The sequence below is a fragment of the Dokdonella koreensis DS-123 genome (assembly GCF_001632775.1).
GTDB lineage: Bacteria > Pseudomonadota > Gammaproteobacteria > Xanthomonadales > Rhodanobacteraceae > Dokdonella > Dokdonella koreensis.
In genome coordinates, this window is record NZ_CP015249.1 from 3,866,642 (window position 1) to 3,880,569 (window position 13,928).

Here is a 13,928-nt window from a genome sequence, read left to right on the forward strand (position 1 = left end):
ATGAACAAGAACCGCATCCTGCTGGCCGACGACGACGTCGAGCTGGCGCAGTTGCTGCGCGACTTCCTGGTGCGCGAAGGCTTCGAGGTCGTGCTGGCGCATGATGCCGAGGCCGCGGTGGCCGCCGTGCGCGGCGACAAGCCGTTCGACGCACTGGTGCTGGACGTGATGCTGCCCGGGCGCTCGGGGCTGGACGTGCTGCGCGAGCTGCGCCGCGACAGCACGTTGCCGGTGCTGATGCTGACCGCGCTGGGCGAGGACATCGACCGCATCCTCGGCCTGGAGCTGGGCGCCGACGACTACATCCCCAAGCCGTGCAACCCGCGCGAGCTGGCCGCGCGCCTGCGCGCCGTGCTGCGCCGCGCGCACGGCGAGAACGGCGGCGAGGCGATGACCGACCTGCAGTGCGAGAACGTCACGCTGCGCGCCGCCTCGCGCAGCGTCGCCGTGGACGGCGAGCCGGTCACGCTGACGGCGACCGAGTTCGACCTGCTGGCCCTGCTGATGCGCGAGGCGGGCCGCGTCGTGACCAAGGAGCGCATCTCGCAGACCGTGCTGGGCCGGCCGCTGGGCCCGTACGACCGCTCGATCGACGTGCACGTGTCGAACCTGCGGCGCAAGCTGGGCAATGCCGCCGACGGCCAGTCGCACATCACGACGATCCATCGCAGCGGCTACCTGTTCCGCAAGCTCGACGAGCACTGACATGCGGCGGCTGTTCTGGCGCATCTTCGCGGCGTTCTGGCTGGCCATGGTGGTCCTGATCCTGGCACTGGTCTGGATCACCACACGCAACTTCGAGACCGAGAAGATCCCGGGCCTGGAAGTGACGCGGCTGCAGGCGACGATGGACGACCAGCTCGCCCGCGTCGCGCGCGACCTGCGCCGGAACGGCCCCGACGGCCCGCACCGCTGGCTGCGCGCCAGCGACGACCGCGGGCCGGTGCGGCTGTTCCTGCTCGACGACGGCGGCCACGACCTGCTCGGCCGGCGCGTGCCGGCGGATGCGGCCGACGCGGCGCGCACGGCGCTCCTCGGCCTGGACCCGGCCGACCCGGTGCGCGACGCGATGGCCGCCGATCCCGACTCGGACCGCGTGCGCCTGCGCCTGGTCATCCTGCGCGACGGGCGTCGCTATGCCGCGGTGGCGGTGTTCGACGGTTCCTCGTTCGGCCGCCTGCTGTACCACCGCCCGTTCACGTTCTGGAGCCACATCGGCGTGGCGCTGGTGATCAGCACCCTGGTCAGCCTGCTGCTGGCGTTCTACGTCGCCCATCCGCTCGGGCGCATCCGCTCCAGCATGCGCAGCTTCGCCGAGGGCGACCTCGATTCGCGCGTGGGCCGGCTGCGCTTCGGCCGCAGCGCCGAGATGACCGGGCTGGCCGGCGAGTTCGACCGCATGGCCGAGCGCATCAAGGCGCTGGTCGAGAACAACCGCCGGCTCGTGCGCGATGTCTCGCACGAGCTGCGTTCGCCGCTGGCACGCCTGCGTGTGGCACTGGAGCTGGCGCGCGAAGGCGAGCCGGCCGAGGCGCGTCGGTCGCTGGACCGTATCGACCGCGAGGCCGACCGGCTGGAAGCGATGCTGGCGCAGGCGATCGAGCTGTCGCGGCTGGAGACCGCCACCGAGCCGCGGCGCGAGCGCATCGCGCTCGACGAGCTGCTCGGCCACGCGATCACCAATGCCGACTACGAGGGCGCGCCACGCGGCCGCAAGGTGGTCCTGGCCGCCTCCGCGCCGATCCGCCTGCACGGCGCACCGGATGCCCTCTACAGCGCTGTCGAGAACATCATCCGCAACGCCCTGGCGTACACCGCCGACGGCACCACGGTCGAGGTCGCGCTGCAGCGCGACGCGGCCGATCCGGGCATCGCACGCATCGTCGTGCGCGACCACGGTCCCGGTGTGCCGGAAGGCGAACTGGTGCGGATCTTCGACCCCTTCTACCGCACCGACGCCGCACGCACGCGCTCCAGCGGCGGCACCGGCCTCGGCCTGGCCATCGCGCGCCGCGCCGTCGTCAACCACGGCGGCCACATCATCGCCTGCAATGCCGAAGGCGGCGGCCTCGAAGTGACCATCAGCCTGCCGGTCGACGCCTAGAGCCCGCTATCATCGGCGATCCCTCCGCCCTGGCCGGGAGCCGATCATGCGCGCCGTCTCCGCTTCGCCCACCTCCACTCCCCCGCGCCATCGGCTCGCGGGCCGGCGGTGCCGCTGGCTCGCGGTGCTGGCCGCGGTGCTGACCCTGCCGGCGCCGGCTGCCGATCCGCCGGCCCTGCCGGCACCCGCGACTTTCCGCTTCGAGAGCCAGCGCCAATCACTGGCGATGAGCTATCTCGACATCGCACCGGCGGCGCCCGCCAAGGGCCGCACGGCCGTGCTGCTGCACGGCAAGAACTTCTGCGCCGGCTACTGGCAGGACACGGCCGCGACGCTCGCCGGCCACGGCTTCCGCGTGATCGTGCCCGAGCAGATCGGCTTCTGCGGCTCGGACAAGCCCGAACGCTACCAGTTCAGCCTGCACCAGCTGGCGGCCAATACGCAGGCCCTGCTCGACCGGCTCGGCATCGAGCGCGCCGAGCTGGTCGGCCACTCGATGGGCGGCATGCTGGCACTGCGCTTCGCGCTGCTGTATCCGCAGAGGACGGCGCGGCTGGTGCTGGTCAACCCGATCGGCCTGGAGGACTGGAAAGCCAAGGGCGCGCCGTACCGCACGATCGACGCCGCCTATGCGGCGGAGCTCGAGAGCAGCTACGAGAGCATTGCGCGCTACCAGCGCGCGAACTACTACGACGGCGACTGGACGCCGGCCTACGAGGCGCTGGCGCGCCAGCTCGCGGCGGTCTATGCCGGGCCCGACGGCAAGGCCTACGCGTGGAACGCGGCCCTGACGGCGGACATGATCTACACGCAGCCGGTCGTGCACGAATTCGAACGCATCGCCGTGCCGACGACGCTGATCATCGGCCAGCGCGACCGCACCGCGATCGGGCGGGAAGGCGCGCCGAAGGCGGTGGCCGACGCGCTCGGCGACTACCCGGCGCTCGGCCGCGATGCCGCGCGGCGCATTCCCGGGGCGCGCCTGATCGAGCTGCCGGGCCTCGGCCACCTGCCGCAGATCGAGGCACCGGACCGCTTCCGCGCCGAGCTGCTCAAGGCCTTCGAGCTGGCGCGCTGACGTGGCCACGTCCTTCCCCGACAGCGCCGACACCGGTCCGCACGGCCCGCGCCAGCTGGTTTCCACCCTTGCCTGGCTGCGTCTGTGCGCGGTTGCCGGCCAGGCCCTGACGGTCGCCTTCGTCGCGACCTGGCTGGACCTGCCGATCGCCGTGCTGCCGCTGGCCACGGGCATCGCGGTGCTGGCGGCGTTCGCACTGTTCGCGTTCTGGCGCCTGACCCGGCCCTGGCCGGTCGGCAGCGTGGAAGCCGTCGTGCACATCGCGATCGACACGATCGTGCTCGGCTACCTGCTCTACCTCACCGGCGGCGCGACCAATCCGTTCGTGTCGCTGCTGGTGATGCCGATCACGCTGACCGCCGCGGCGCTGCCGCGCCTGTACGTCGCCGCCGTGGCGACGCTCGCCGCGGCGACCTACCTGGTGCTGCTGCGCTGGTACCAGCCGCTGCCGTACGTGCATTCGGACCACACCTACAACGTCTTCAACCTGCACGTCGCCGGCATGGCGATCAGCTTCGTCATCACCGCCGGCCTGCTCGGCTTCTTCATCGCCGGCCTGGCCGCCGCGCTGCGCGCGCGCCAGGCCGCCTCCGAGCACGAGCGCGAGCGCGCGCTGCGCGACGAAGGCATCCTGGCGATCGCCACGCAAGCCGCCGGCACCGCCCACGAACTCAACACGCCGCTGTCGACGATGCGCACGCTGCTGACCGAGCTGCGCCGCGAGCACGGCCAGGACCCGCAGCTGACCGAGGACCTCGCCCTGCTGGCCGGCCAGGCCGACCGCTGCCGCGACATCCTGCGCGAGCTGGTGGCCGTCGGCCGCACCCAGCTCGCCGGCAAGGCGGACCGCACCACGATCGGCGCCTATGTGGACGCCGCCCGCCGGTCGTTCGCGCTGTTGCGGCCGGAGATCGAGCTGGACTACCGGCCCGACGAGACGCTGGCGGACCGTCCGGTCCACATCGTCCCGGCGTTGCGCCACGCCCTGGTCAACCTGCTCAACAACGCCGGTGATGCCTCGCGCAGCGCGGGACAGGTGCGCATCACGCTGGAAGCGGCGATCAGCGGCGGCCATCTGGAACTGCGCGTGCGCGACTTCGGCCACGGCCTGGACGCACCGCAAGGCCCGCCCGCGATCGGGTTCGTCAGCACCAAGCGCGACGGCCTCGGCCTCGGCCTGGCGCTGACCAAGGCCACCGCCGAGCGCCTCGGCGGCGAGCTGGTCGCGCAGCGCCCGGAAGGCGGCGGCACGCTGCAGCGATTGCGCCTGCCCTTGCGGGTACTGGACAATGCCGGACACGATGTCTGAACTCCCGACCCGGATCCTGCTGATCGACGACGACGAGGTCTTCGTGCGCGTGCTGTCGCGCGCGCTGACCGCTCGCGGCTTCGCGGTGGCGACCGCGCACGACCGCAGTTCCGCCCTCGCCGCCTGCGCCGAGCAGCACCCCGAGCACGCCGTGCTCGACCTCAAGCTCGGCAGCGAGAACGGCCTGGCCCTGATCCCCGAGCTGCTGGCGGCCAGTCCCGGCCTGCGCATCCTGCTGCTGACCGGTTATGCCTCGATCGCAACCGCGGTGGAAGCGATCAAGCGCGGCGCCCACGACTACCTCGCCAAACCGGTCGATGCCGACCAGGTCATGCACGCCCTGCTCGGCGACGGCCGCGACGACGCGGACCTGGAAGCGGCCCTGCCGGATGCGCCGCCACCGCTCAAGCGCCTGGAATGGGAGCACATCCAGCGCGTACTGGCCGAGTGCGACGGCAACATCTCCGAGACCGCACGCCGCCTCGGCCTGCACCGGCGCACACTGCAACGCAAGCTGGCCAAGCGGCCGGTGCGCGAAGCCGGGCACTGACGCCACCCCCGCAACGCCCGCGCCGGCGTTTCCGGCCAACGCGTCGAATCGCACTTCGGCGTCTCTGTGCGGCGTCATCGGCCGGGATAAGACCGGCGGTGCCTGGCGCTCGCTCTACCCGCTCGTACACACCAGGCCGGATACGCTGCCGATCGACGCCGGACTGGCACCGATGCCCGGAAGATCCATTCCGTGCACCTGCCGCACGGGTCGCCGGAACGGTGGCCGGCAACAAAACCTGATCCCGCGCTCGCCCGGCGCGGTGCCAGAGGAGTAGGCTGGCGCGGGGTGCCGGGACACCCTGCCGGCCTCGTGCAGCCATGTACGGTTCCGGCGACCTGCAAACGCCGTCACCGGCCTGCGACAGGGGACGTCGGCGACGGCGGGTCGAGCGTCCATTCGCGTTCTTCACTCTGAAGGGGATATCCATGGAAAACATGCTGGTGAAAATCATCATCGATCTGGTGGCCGGCCTGATCGGCGGCAATGTTGCCGGACCGTTGAACAAGAGCGGCAACCTGGGGCCGGTGCTGAACTCGATCCTCGGTGCCGTCGGCGGCATCGCCGGCGGGCAAGGCCTGGACGCAGCGGGCATCCTCGACCAGCTCGGCATCGGCGGCGGTACCGCCGGCCACGCCGGCGCGGCCGCGATCATCGGCGCCCTGCTGCCGCTGATCATCGGTTTCTTCAAGAAAAAGGCCTGACCCGGCCCGCGCCGCGCGGGCCTGCCGCGCGGTGCATCCGGGACCGGCGCATCGTCCAGTCAGGGCCTGTCCCGGCCCTTCTCGACATGCACGGTCACGGTACCGCCCCGCGACCGGCGCCGCAGATCAATGCGGCGGCACCGCCACCCCGCGATTGACCCATTCCTGGATCGCCCCGGCAGGCTGTTTCTCGACAGTTGCTAGCGATCGGGCAGCGGGATGAACTCGGTCTCGCCCGGCACCTGGTCGAACCGGCCCTCGCTCCAGTCGCGCTTGGCCTGCTCGATGCGCTCGCGCGAGGACGAGACGAAGTTCCACCACATGAAACGCTCGCCGTCGAGCGGATCGCCGCCGAACAGGAACAGGCGCGTAGGTACCAGCGCATGCAGCGCGAACGTGCCGCGCGCGGGCAGCACCAGCATCTGCCCCGCCGTGAGCGTATGGCCGCCGATGGCGACCGCGCCGTCGGCCACGTGGATGCCGCGCTCGCGATGCTCCTCGTCGATGGTCAGGCGCGCGCCGGCGTCGCACTCGATCGCCACGTAGAGCGTGCGCGCGAACACCGCGACCGGCGAGCGCAGGCCGAACGCATCGCCGGCGACCACGCGCAGGCGCACGCGTCCCTCGTCGAGGGTGAGCGAAGGCAGGGTCGCGGCCGGATGGTGATGGAAGGCCGGCGTGGTTTCCTCGTCGGCCTGCGGCAGCGCGACCCAGGTCTGGATACCGTGCATGCGCTGGCCGGCCGCGCGCTCGGCCGCCGGCGTGCGCTCGGAGTGGACGATGCCACGTCCGGCCGTCATCCAGTTGACGTCGCCCGGCCGGATCACCTGGTCGAACCCCAGGCTGTCGCGGTGCTCGATCGCGCCCTCGAACAGGTACGTCACCGTCGCCAGGCCGATATGCGGATGCGGCCGCACGTCCATGCCGACGCCGGCCGGCATCGCCGCCGGGCCGATGTGGTCGAAGAACACGAACGGCCCCAGGTGACGGCACTTCATGTGCGGCAGGAAGCGGGCCACCTCCAGATGGCCCACATCATGGATGCGCGGCTCGATCGTCAGGAAATCGTCGGACATGGGCGGCCTCGGCCGATGGACGGTGGCGCTACAGCATACCGGCCGCACCGGTCGTTGCGTGCTGTACGCAACGCCACGTCCGTCCGGTGCGGTCCACCGGATCGGGCCGCGAGGAGGGCCCGGGTGCCGTTTTGTTGGCGGGGGTCAAACCGCATACAGCCGTGGTTTGCTAGGCTGCCATCCCCGTCCGGAGATCGACCATGGCCCGCCACCTGCTTCTCGCTTCGTTCCTCGTCCTGGCGATGCCGGCCGGCGCGGCCGAGCCGGCCCGTCAACAGACGCCGGTGCCGCCGCCCCCGACCCTGGAGGACCCCGGCATCACCGCCGCCTCCGCCGTCGAACCGGGCAAGGCCGCCGAACCGCGCAGGACCACCGACGCGCCGCCGCCTGCCGGCATCGACCAGCCGCTGCCGAAACCCGACACGCGCCCGGCCCGCGATCGCAACGCCCGCAACAGCGCCAACGCCGCCGCCGTTGCCGAACGCACCGCCGCCAGCGACGTGGCGGTCCGCAAGGAAGGCACCGATACCGTCGAGGAATACCGGCAGAACGGCCGCGTCTGGATGATCCGCATCGTCCGCCCGGACGGCACCGACCAGACCTTCATGGACATGACCGGCAACGGCCGCCTCACCCGCGATCCCAACGAAGGACCGGTGGCCCCGGTGTACTTCCGCCTCTACGAGTGGAACTGACCGGCCCCGTCCGCTGCCGTCGGACCGCTCGCGAACACCTGGACGCGCTCGCCGCCCGCATGCCCGCGGGCGGCCGGTTCCCGGATCGCTGACCGCCGGCTTCGAATGCCGGCGGGTGTCGCCTAGAGCCAGTCGCGCGGCACCAGGTACTCGGCCAGCCGCGCCTCGGCGCTGCCGGCCTCGGGAACATAGCCGTACTCGAAGCGCACCCGCGGCGGCAGCGACATCAGGATCGATTCCGCCCGTCCACCCGACTGCAGGCCGAACAGCGTGCCGCGGTCGTAGACCAGGTTGAATTCCACGTAGCGCCCACGCCGGTACAGCTGGAACTCACGCTCGCGCTCGCCGTACGGCGTGTCCTTGCGCGCGCTGACGATCGGCAGGTACGCCTCGAGGAAGCCGTTGCCGACCGCCTGCGTCAGCGCGAAGCAGCGCTCGAACCCGCCCTCGGACAGGTCGTCGTAGAACAGGCCGCCCACGCCGCGGGTCTCGTTGCGGTGCTTGAGGAAGAAATACTCGTCGCACCAGCGCTTCCAGTGCGGGTAGAGCCCCTCGCCGTACGGCCGGCACAGGTCGTGTGCCACCTGGTGCCACTGCCGGATGTCCGCATCCACCGGGTAGAACGGTGTCAGGTCGAACCCGCCGCCGAACCACCACACCGGCGCCTGTCCCTCCGCCCGCGCCTCGAAGTAGCGCACGTTCATGTGCGTGGTCGGCACGTGCGGATTGCGCGGATGGAAGACCAGCGAGACCCCCGTCGCCGTCCACGCCCGGCCCGCCAGCTCCGGCCGGTGCGCACTGGCCGACGGCGGCAGCGTCGTGCCCTGCACGCGCGAGAAGCCGATGCCCGCCTGCTCGAACACCGCCCCGTCGCGGAGCACCCGCGTGCGGCCACCGCCGCCCTCCGCGCGCTGCCACCGGTCCTCGACGAAGCGCGCCGTGCCATCGGCGGTTTCGATCGCCGCGCAGATGCGGTCCTGGAGTCCCTGCAGGAAGGTTTCGACAGGGGTGATGCTCGCTTCGGTCATTGCTCGCTCGCTGTGGCGGAAGCACCGCCCCGCAGGGCGCGACCGGGCGGTGCGCAGGACGCGCATGGTAGCAACCGGCGCCGGCCGATCGCGCAGCCCCGGGCCTCGGCGCCCGAAGCGCGCCACGCCGCCGATGACCGCTCCTGCGATGCAACAACCCCCGCGAAACGGCTGCGCTATTGTCCTGCCTGTCGCCCCCCTTGCCCGGATCGCTCCCGTTGACCGCACTCGACCGCCCCTCCGTCGCCGTCGTGATTCCCGCGCTGAACGAGGCGGCGACGATCCGCGGCGTGGTGGCCGACGTCCTGGCGGTCTGCCCGCACGTCATCGTCGTCGACGACGGCTCGTCCGACGGCACCGCCGAACGCATCGCCGACCTCCCGGTCACGCTGTTGCGGCATGCCGCGCCGCGCGGCAAGGGCCAGGCCTTGCGCGACGGCTTCCGTGAAGCACTCGCGCAGGGCCACGATGCCGTCGTCACGATGGACGCCGACGGCCAGCACGCCGCCGCCGACGTGCCTCGCCTGCTGGCCGCCGCCCGCGCGTTCCCGGACCACCTGGTGATCGGCGCGCGCCTGCGCGGCCGCGAGCAGCAGCCGACCGGCCGCCGGCGTGCCAACGCCGTCGCCGACTGGGGCATCTCCTGGGCCTGCGGCCTCCCCGTCGCCGATACGCAGAGCGGCCAGCGCTACTACCCGCGCCGGGTGCTCGAACGCGTGGACCTCGCCGCCGACGATTTCGTCTTCGAGGCCGCCATCCTGATCGTCGCCGCCCGCGAATGCGGCCTCGGCATCCTCTCCGTGCCGATCCAGGTCCGCTACCCCGAAGGCGGCGGCAGCCACTTCCGCCCCGTCCGCGACATCGCGCGCATCACCTGCCACACGATCGCCAGCGTGATCCGCTACGGCGACGTCATCGCCAGCTACCGGCGCTCGCACGGGCGAGCGCCGCAGGTGTTCGATCCCGCGGGTCTGCGAGTCACTTGAAAAGCCACTTGCGGATTTTCCTGGATCGATCGCTGCGGAGGCGATGAAGCTCGGTCACGCGAGTCTTGCCGTACGGGTCCTAGGCCCGCGCCACGTCCCGACCCCGGGGTGACGGCGGCATGCCCTACATCGACCCAGCCGCCACATTCCATCGAATGACATGCCCATTTTCCAATGGTGGCACTCAAGCCGCGATGCGCTGCCGAAGGCAGCCTGCGATTTCCATTGAGAATAATGTCGTGTTCGATGGCCGATTCGCGTATCCCGTACCGAAGACTTCGGTGCGGGCTCGCGATGGCGCCTACAGGCATGCGCTCGCCGCCGAAACGTCCGGTTTCCAATGAAACCAAATCGTTCGATTGCCTTGTGCCAGCACGACGCTACACTCGCGCTGCACGAATACCTTCAACCAGACTAGGGGTCTGTATGAAAATGCGTCGTTGCATCCCGTTGCTGCCGTTGCTGGCCTGTGCCATTGCACTTCCGGTCCAGGCCGAGAAGATCGACGCTCCACGCATCGGCGCGCCGGTGCCGCCGTCGCAGGCGCCCACTGCCGATACGCCGATCAGCTACCCGGGCGGCCCGGTGCCGGCCAACGTCACCGGCACGCTCGGCCCCGGCAGCGCGACGTTCAACCGGCCGTTGTCCGGATGCACCAGCCTTTCGGCGGTCGGCACGGCCACGCCGTACGACACGATCACGCTGACCAATACCGGCGCCAGCGCCGCCAGCATCAACCTGGCGATGGGTGCGGCCGGCACGCCGACGACCTGCGCGTCCGGCGCGGCCGGTTCGGATACGTTCGTGGCGGTCTACAACGGCAGCTTCAATCCGGCCAGCCCGCTGGCCAACTGCGCCTTCGCCGAGGACGACGTCAACGGTCCCTGCGCGGCGGTCAGCAACGTCCCGGTCGCGCCGGGCGCCACGATCGTCATCGTGCTGACGACGTTCTACAACGAAGCCTCGTTCGCCTACGAAGCCTCGTTCGCCGGCACCACGCCGGTCACGCTGCAAAGCTTCAGCGTCGAGTAGCCCCTGCGGCGGCCGCTGCCTGCGGGCGGCGGCCGTGCCGGTGCGGCGGATGGAGGTCAGCGGCGGTCGGCAGGCGCTGCCGCGGCAGCGTCCCAGAAGTCGTGGAAGTTGAACCAGTTGTCGGGGTGCTCGCGCACGATCCGCTCCAGGCGGTGGGCATAGCGCTGCACGGCGGCCTGCAGTTCGGCGTCGCGGTCGGCGCGCGCGAAGGCGAGCTCGTCGGCGAAGACCTCGAAGGCGAGGTCGTAGCGGGCACCGCCACGATAGATCCCCCAGCACAGGATCACCGGCACCTTCAGCAGTGCGGCGACCAGGAACGGTGCTGTCGGGAAACGCGCCGGGGCGCCGAGGAAATCGACGGCGACGGTGTTCTCGTGCGGCCGGGCCCGATCGGCCAGCACGGCGACCATCGCCCCTTCGCGCAGTGCGCGGTCGATCGCGAAGACCAGTTCCGGCCCCGGCCGCGAGGCGTCGATGACGCGGCCGGCCAGGGTGGGATTGAGCGCGTGCAGCAGCTCGGTCATCGCCGGCGTCTTCTGCGTATCGAGCACCACGCGTACATCCAGGTCGGCGCGGCTGCCGGGGAGCGCGCGCAGCACCTCGAAACTGCCCACGTGCGCACCGAGCAGCAGGATGCCGCGGTCCGGCCGCAGCCGCGCGCGCAGGTCGTCCAGGCCGGCCACGCGCACGTCGAAGCGGCGGTGGCGCCCGGCCAGCAGGTAGACGCGGTCGAGCGTGGTCGCGGCGTAGGCGTGCAGATGGCGCAGCACGGCCCAGGCGCTGGGTGGACGGCCGGTGACGCGTGCCAGGAAAGCCCGCGAGGCCCGCCGCTCCGGCGCCCGCCGCAGGAAGAAGTACAGCGTGACCGGATACAGCAGCGCGCGCGCGAGCGGGCGGCCGCCACGCAGCGCGATCGTGCGCAGCAGCCACAGCGCAAAGCGCCCGCCGCCTTCGGGTCGGTCGCTCCAGTGCTCGCCGGCGGGTCGCGCCGATTCGGTCATCGCTTGGCTCCCCGGCCTTCGTGAACGCGCCCGCGATGCCGGACGCCGTGACCGCATGCGGCGCCGACCGGGCCGCGTGCGGCCGGCGAGGATAGCAGGGCCGGTTGCCGCACCGATCACGTAAGATGCGCGGTTTGCGAGGGGCGGCGCGGTTTTGCACGAATGACGATGCGTTTCGGGGTGTCTCATTGGGCGATGTGGCCGGAACGGCTGGCCGAACCGGCATCGCCCGGGGCCGCCGGCGGCGATCCGTTGCCCGCCCTGGCGGCGATGCCGGCGATGATGCGGCGGCGGGTGGAGCCGCTCGGCCGCATCGCCCTGCACGCGGCCTACGCCAGCCGCGGCGCCGACGCGCCGCTGCCGGTCGTCTTCGCCTCGCGCTATGGCGACGTGGCACGCTCGATCACGTTGCTGCGCCAACTGGTGGGCGGCGAGACGCCGTCGCCGACGGCGTTCAGCTTGTCGGTCCACAACGCGATCGGCGCGCTGTGGTCGATCGCCTCGGGCGATACGGCGCCGTACACGGCGATCGCGGCCGGCGACGAAACGGTGGAAGCGGCGTTCATCGAGGCGCTGGGCCTGCTGGCCGACGGAACGCCGGCGGCGATGGTGGTGTGCTACGACGAGCCGCTGCCGCCGCCATACGACATCTACGCCGGGCACGCCGACACGGCGCATGCCTGGGCCTGCCGCGTGGCACCGATAGACGAAGGCGGCTTCAGCCTGACCTCGCGTTTGGCCGGCACGGACGCGGTGGCCGCACCGGCGGACCGCGTGGCCGACCGCCGCGTGCTGGAGTTCTTCCATTCGGACGCCGAGCGCCTGACCCACCAGGCCGGTGCACGCGTATGGGAGTGGCGGCGCCATGCGTGAGGCGATCGATCGCGGCTGGCGGGTGATCGGCACCGGGCTGTCGTTCGCGACGTTCGGCGTCGGCGGCGTGCTGCTGGGGCTGGTGTGGTTTCCGCTGCTGGGGCTCATCGTCCGCGACCGCGCGCGCCGGACGCGCCTGGCGCGGCGCTCGGTGCACCATGCCTTCCGGCTGTTCGTCGAATGGATGCGCGTGCTCGGCGTGCTGGACTATCGCGTCGAGGGCCTGGAGCGGCTGGACCGCAAGGGCCTGCTGATCCTGGCCAACCACCCCACCCTGCTCGACGTGGTGTTCCTGGTCTCGCTGGTGCCGGAGGCGGACTGCGTGGTGCGCTCGGGGCTGGCGCGCAATCCGTTCACGCGCGGTCCGGTGCGTGCGACCGACTACCTCTGCAACGACTCGGGCGCAGGCCTGATCGAGGACTGCATCGCCTCGCTGAAGGCGGGCAGCAACCTCATCATCTTCCCGGAAGGCACGCGCACGCCGGTGGACGGGCCGATGAAGCTGCAGCGCGGCGCGGGGAACATCGCGGCCCGGGCGCCGTGCGACATCACGCCGGTGACGATCCGCTGCGTGCCGCGCAGCCTGACCAAGGGCCTGCCGTGGTGGCGCGTGCCGCCGCGGCGCATGCAGTACACGATCCGCGTCGGCGAGGACATCCCGGTGGCCGGCTTCCTCGAAGCGGCCGGCGGCGAGGCGAGCGTGGCCGCGCGCCGGATCACCGATGGCCTGCACCGCTATTTCTCGTCCTTGGACGAGCCCGGGGAGGCCTTCTCGCCCCTGGCGGAAGCGCGACAGCAGCCGACGGCGGGATGAACCGGGGTCCCGGCCCGCGGCGCGGGCCGGCCGGCGACCGTGCGCTCGGCCGGCCGGACGCGCGGCATCCACCCCCAAAAAGTTCTTAACACCCTCTAAACTTCGCCCCCACCGAACACCAGGGCCCCATCCCCCATGCACGACCCGCTGGAGCAGGAGATCAAGCTGTTGATCATCGAGGCGCTCAACCTGGAAGACGTCGACGCTGCCGACATCGACCCGGAGGCCCCGCTGTTCGTCGACGGCCTGGGGCTGGACTCGATCGATGCGCTGGAGCTGGGCCTGGCCCTGCAGAAGCGCTACGGCGTGACGCTGTCGGCCGAGTCGGAGGAAACCCGCCGCCATTTTGCCAGCGTCCGCGCCCTGGCCGGCTTCGTCGCCGCCTCGCGGACTGCGTGAACCCCGGAAAACCCATGACCCCCGAGGACATCTTCCAGCGCCTGTCGGCGATCCTGCAGGAAACCTTCGAGATCGACCCGGCCGCGATCCGGCCGGAGGCGCGGCTGTACGAGGACCTGGACATCGACAGCATCGATGCGGTCGACCTGATCGTGAAGCTCAAGCCGATCGTCGGCGTGCGCCTGCAACCGGATGCGTTCAAGTCGGTGCGCACGCTGCAGGATGTCGTCGACGCGCTGCACGGCCTGCTCAACGACTGAGCGTGCCGTGACCCGACCT

Annotated in this window: 16 protein-coding genes; 13 read left to right on the forward strand and 3 right to left on the reverse strand. The window is 71.4% G+C overall.

All coding sequences use genetic code 11. The features are described 5' to 3' along the window. The 6 genes from I596_RS15760 (at position 1) to I596_RS18810 (ending at position 5,745) form a co-directional block, all read left to right on the forward strand. Positions 1 to 705: a response regulator transcription factor gene (locus tag I596_RS15760; RefSeq protein ID WP_067650105.1), complete on the forward strand. Its 705-nt coding sequence runs from the start codon at positions 1 to 3 to the stop codon at positions 703 to 705. 1 nt (position 706) lies between these two features. Beyond that, positions 707 to 2,104, forward strand: coding sequence for an ATP-binding protein (locus tag I596_RS15765; RefSeq protein WP_067650109.1), 1,398 nt, complete (start codon positions 707 to 709; stop codon positions 2,102 to 2,104). A 46-nt stretch (positions 2,105 to 2,150) separates the two neighbouring features. Further along, the gene (locus I596_RS15770) at positions 2,151 to 3,182 is read left to right on the forward strand and encodes an alpha/beta fold hydrolase (protein ID WP_083965649.1); all 1,032 of its coding nucleotides are present in this window, start codon (positions 2,151 to 2,153) and stop codon (positions 3,180 to 3,182) included. Between the two features lies 1 nt (position 3,183). Then, positions 3,184 to 4,491 carry an ATP-binding protein gene (locus tag I596_RS15775; RefSeq protein WP_150132209.1) on the forward strand — a complete coding sequence of 436 codons (1,308 nt, stop codon included), beginning with the start codon at positions 3,184 to 3,186 and terminating at the stop codon, positions 4,489 to 4,491. Next, positions 4,484 to 5,041 (forward strand): response regulator transcription factor, encoded by a 558-nt coding sequence (locus I596_RS15780; RefSeq protein WP_067652147.1) that lies wholly within the window; start codon positions 4,484 to 4,486, stop codon positions 5,039 to 5,041. Before I596_RS15775 ends, I596_RS15780 begins: the two co-directional genes overlap by 8 nt. Before the next feature lie 320 nt (positions 5,042 to 5,361). Continuing rightward, the gene (locus I596_RS18810) at positions 5,362 to 5,745 is read left to right on the forward strand and encodes a hypothetical protein (protein WP_190278929.1); all 384 of its coding nucleotides are present in this window, start codon (positions 5,362 to 5,364) and stop codon (positions 5,743 to 5,745) included. 200 nt (positions 5,746 to 5,945) lie between these two features. On the opposite strand, the gene I596_RS15790 is transcribed toward I596_RS18810, so the two are convergent. Continuing rightward, entirely contained in the window at positions 5,946 to 6,821 is an 876-nt protein-coding gene (locus tag I596_RS15790; protein ID WP_067650115.1) for a pirin family protein, read from the reverse strand. Positions 6,822 to 7,021: 200 nt separating this feature from the next. Here I596_RS15790 and I596_RS15795 point away from each other — a divergent pair, with 200 nt between their 5' ends. After that, positions 7,022 to 7,516 (forward strand): DUF2782 domain-containing protein, encoded by a 495-nt coding sequence (locus I596_RS15795; RefSeq protein ID WP_067650118.1) that lies wholly within the window; start codon positions 7,022 to 7,024, stop codon positions 7,514 to 7,516. 122 nt (positions 7,517 to 7,638) lie between these two features. On the opposite strand, the gene hemF is transcribed toward I596_RS15795, so the two are convergent. Further along, a complete protein-coding gene (gene hemF / locus I596_RS15800; RefSeq protein ID WP_067650121.1) occupies positions 7,639 to 8,544 on the reverse strand; it encodes an oxygen-dependent coproporphyrinogen oxidase in 906 nt (301 codons plus the stop codon). A 218-nt stretch (positions 8,545 to 8,762) separates the two neighbouring features. Here hemF and I596_RS15805 point away from each other — a divergent pair, with 218 nt between their 5' ends. Next, positions 8,763 to 9,530, forward strand: a complete 768-nt coding sequence (locus I596_RS15805; protein WP_067650123.1) for a glycosyltransferase family 2 protein — start codon at positions 8,763 to 8,765, stop codon at positions 9,528 to 9,530. Between the two features lie 426 nt (positions 9,531 to 9,956). Then, positions 9,957 to 10,562, forward strand: a complete 606-nt coding sequence (locus I596_RS15810) for a hypothetical protein (RefSeq protein WP_150132210.1) — start codon at positions 9,957 to 9,959, stop codon at positions 10,560 to 10,562. Between the two features lie 56 nt (positions 10,563 to 10,618). Here I596_RS15810 and I596_RS15815 read toward each other — a convergent pair whose 3' ends face one another. Further along, complete coding sequence (locus I596_RS15815) at positions 10,619 to 11,563, reverse strand: lysophospholipid acyltransferase family protein (protein ID WP_067650128.1); 945 nt, start codon at positions 11,561 to 11,563, stop codon at positions 10,619 to 10,621. A gap of 162 nt (positions 11,564 to 11,725) precedes the next feature. On the opposite strand from I596_RS15815, the gene I596_RS15820 reads away from it, so the two are divergent. The 4 genes from I596_RS15820 to I596_RS15835 all read left to right on the forward strand — a co-directional run bounded on the left by I596_RS15820 (position 11,726) and on the right by I596_RS15835 (position 13,909). Beyond that, entirely contained in the window at positions 11,726 to 12,436 is a 711-nt protein-coding gene (locus tag I596_RS15820) for a beta-ketoacyl synthase chain length factor (RefSeq protein ID WP_223303853.1), read from the forward strand. Continuing rightward, positions 12,429 to 13,250 carry a lysophospholipid acyltransferase family protein gene (locus I596_RS15825; RefSeq protein ID WP_067650132.1) on the forward strand — a complete coding sequence of 274 codons (822 nt, stop codon included), beginning with the start codon at positions 12,429 to 12,431 and terminating at the stop codon, positions 13,248 to 13,250. Before I596_RS15820 ends, I596_RS15825 begins: the two co-directional genes overlap by 8 nt. A gap of 135 nt (positions 13,251 to 13,385) precedes the next feature. Then, the gene (locus I596_RS15830) at positions 13,386 to 13,649 is read left to right on the forward strand and encodes a phosphopantetheine-binding protein (protein ID WP_067650135.1); all 264 of its coding nucleotides are present in this window, start codon (positions 13,386 to 13,388) and stop codon (positions 13,647 to 13,649) included. 14 nt (positions 13,650 to 13,663) lie between these two features. Further along, a complete protein-coding gene (locus I596_RS15835; protein ID WP_067650138.1) occupies positions 13,664 to 13,909 on the forward strand; it encodes an acyl carrier protein in 246 nt (81 codons plus the stop codon). Positions 13,910 to 13,928: the final 19 nt, after the last annotated feature.

What these genes read in the sequence shown, in the direction of transcription:
- I596_RS15795 (WP_067650118.1), top strand. Translation starts at nt 7,022, where the DNA reads ATGGCCCGCCACCTGCTTCTCGCTTCGTTCCTCGTCCTGGCGATGCCG.
- I596_RS15810 (WP_150132210.1), top strand. Translation starts at nt 9,957, where the DNA reads ATGAAAATGCGTCGTTGCATCCCGTTGCTGCCGTTGCTGGCCTGTGCC.
- I596_RS15765 (WP_067650109.1), top strand. Translation starts at nt 707, where the DNA reads ATGCGGCGGCTGTTCTGGCGCATCTTCGCGGCGTTCTGGCTGGCCATG.
- I596_RS15825 (WP_067650132.1), top strand. Translation starts at nt 12,429, where the DNA reads ATGCGTGAGGCGATCGATCGCGGCTGGCGGGTGATCGGCACCGGGCTG.
- I596_RS18810 (WP_190278929.1), top strand. Translation starts at nt 5,362, where the DNA reads ATGTACGGTTCCGGCGACCTGCAAACGCCGTCACCGGCCTGCGACAGG.
- I596_RS15770 (WP_083965649.1), top strand. Translation starts at nt 2,151, where the DNA reads ATGCGCGCCGTCTCCGCTTCGCCCACCTCCACTCCCCCGCGCCATCGG.
- I596_RS15830 (WP_067650135.1), top strand. Translation starts at nt 13,386, where the DNA reads ATGCACGACCCGCTGGAGCAGGAGATCAAGCTGTTGATCATCGAGGCG.
- hemF (WP_067650121.1), bottom strand. Translation starts at nt 8,544, where the DNA reads ATGACCGAAGCGAGCATCACCCCTGTCGAAACCTTCCTGCAGGGACTC.
- I596_RS15760 (WP_067650105.1), top strand. Translation starts at nt 1, where the DNA reads ATGAACAAGAACCGCATCCTGCTGGCCGACGACGACGTCGAGCTGGCG.
- I596_RS15835 (WP_067650138.1), top strand. Translation starts at nt 13,664, where the DNA reads ATGACCCCCGAGGACATCTTCCAGCGCCTGTCGGCGATCCTGCAGGAA.
- I596_RS15790 (WP_067650115.1), bottom strand. Translation starts at nt 6,821, where the DNA reads ATGTCCGACGATTTCCTGACGATCGAGCCGCGCATCCATGATGTGGGC.
- I596_RS15780 (WP_067652147.1), top strand. Translation starts at nt 4,484, where the DNA reads ATGTCTGAACTCCCGACCCGGATCCTGCTGATCGACGACGACGAGGTC.
- I596_RS15820 (WP_223303853.1), top strand. Translation starts at nt 11,726, where the DNA reads ATGACGATGCGTTTCGGGGTGTCTCATTGGGCGATGTGGCCGGAACGG.
- I596_RS15815 (WP_067650128.1), bottom strand. Translation starts at nt 11,563, where the DNA reads ATGACCGAATCGGCGCGACCCGCCGGCGAGCACTGGAGCGACCGACCC.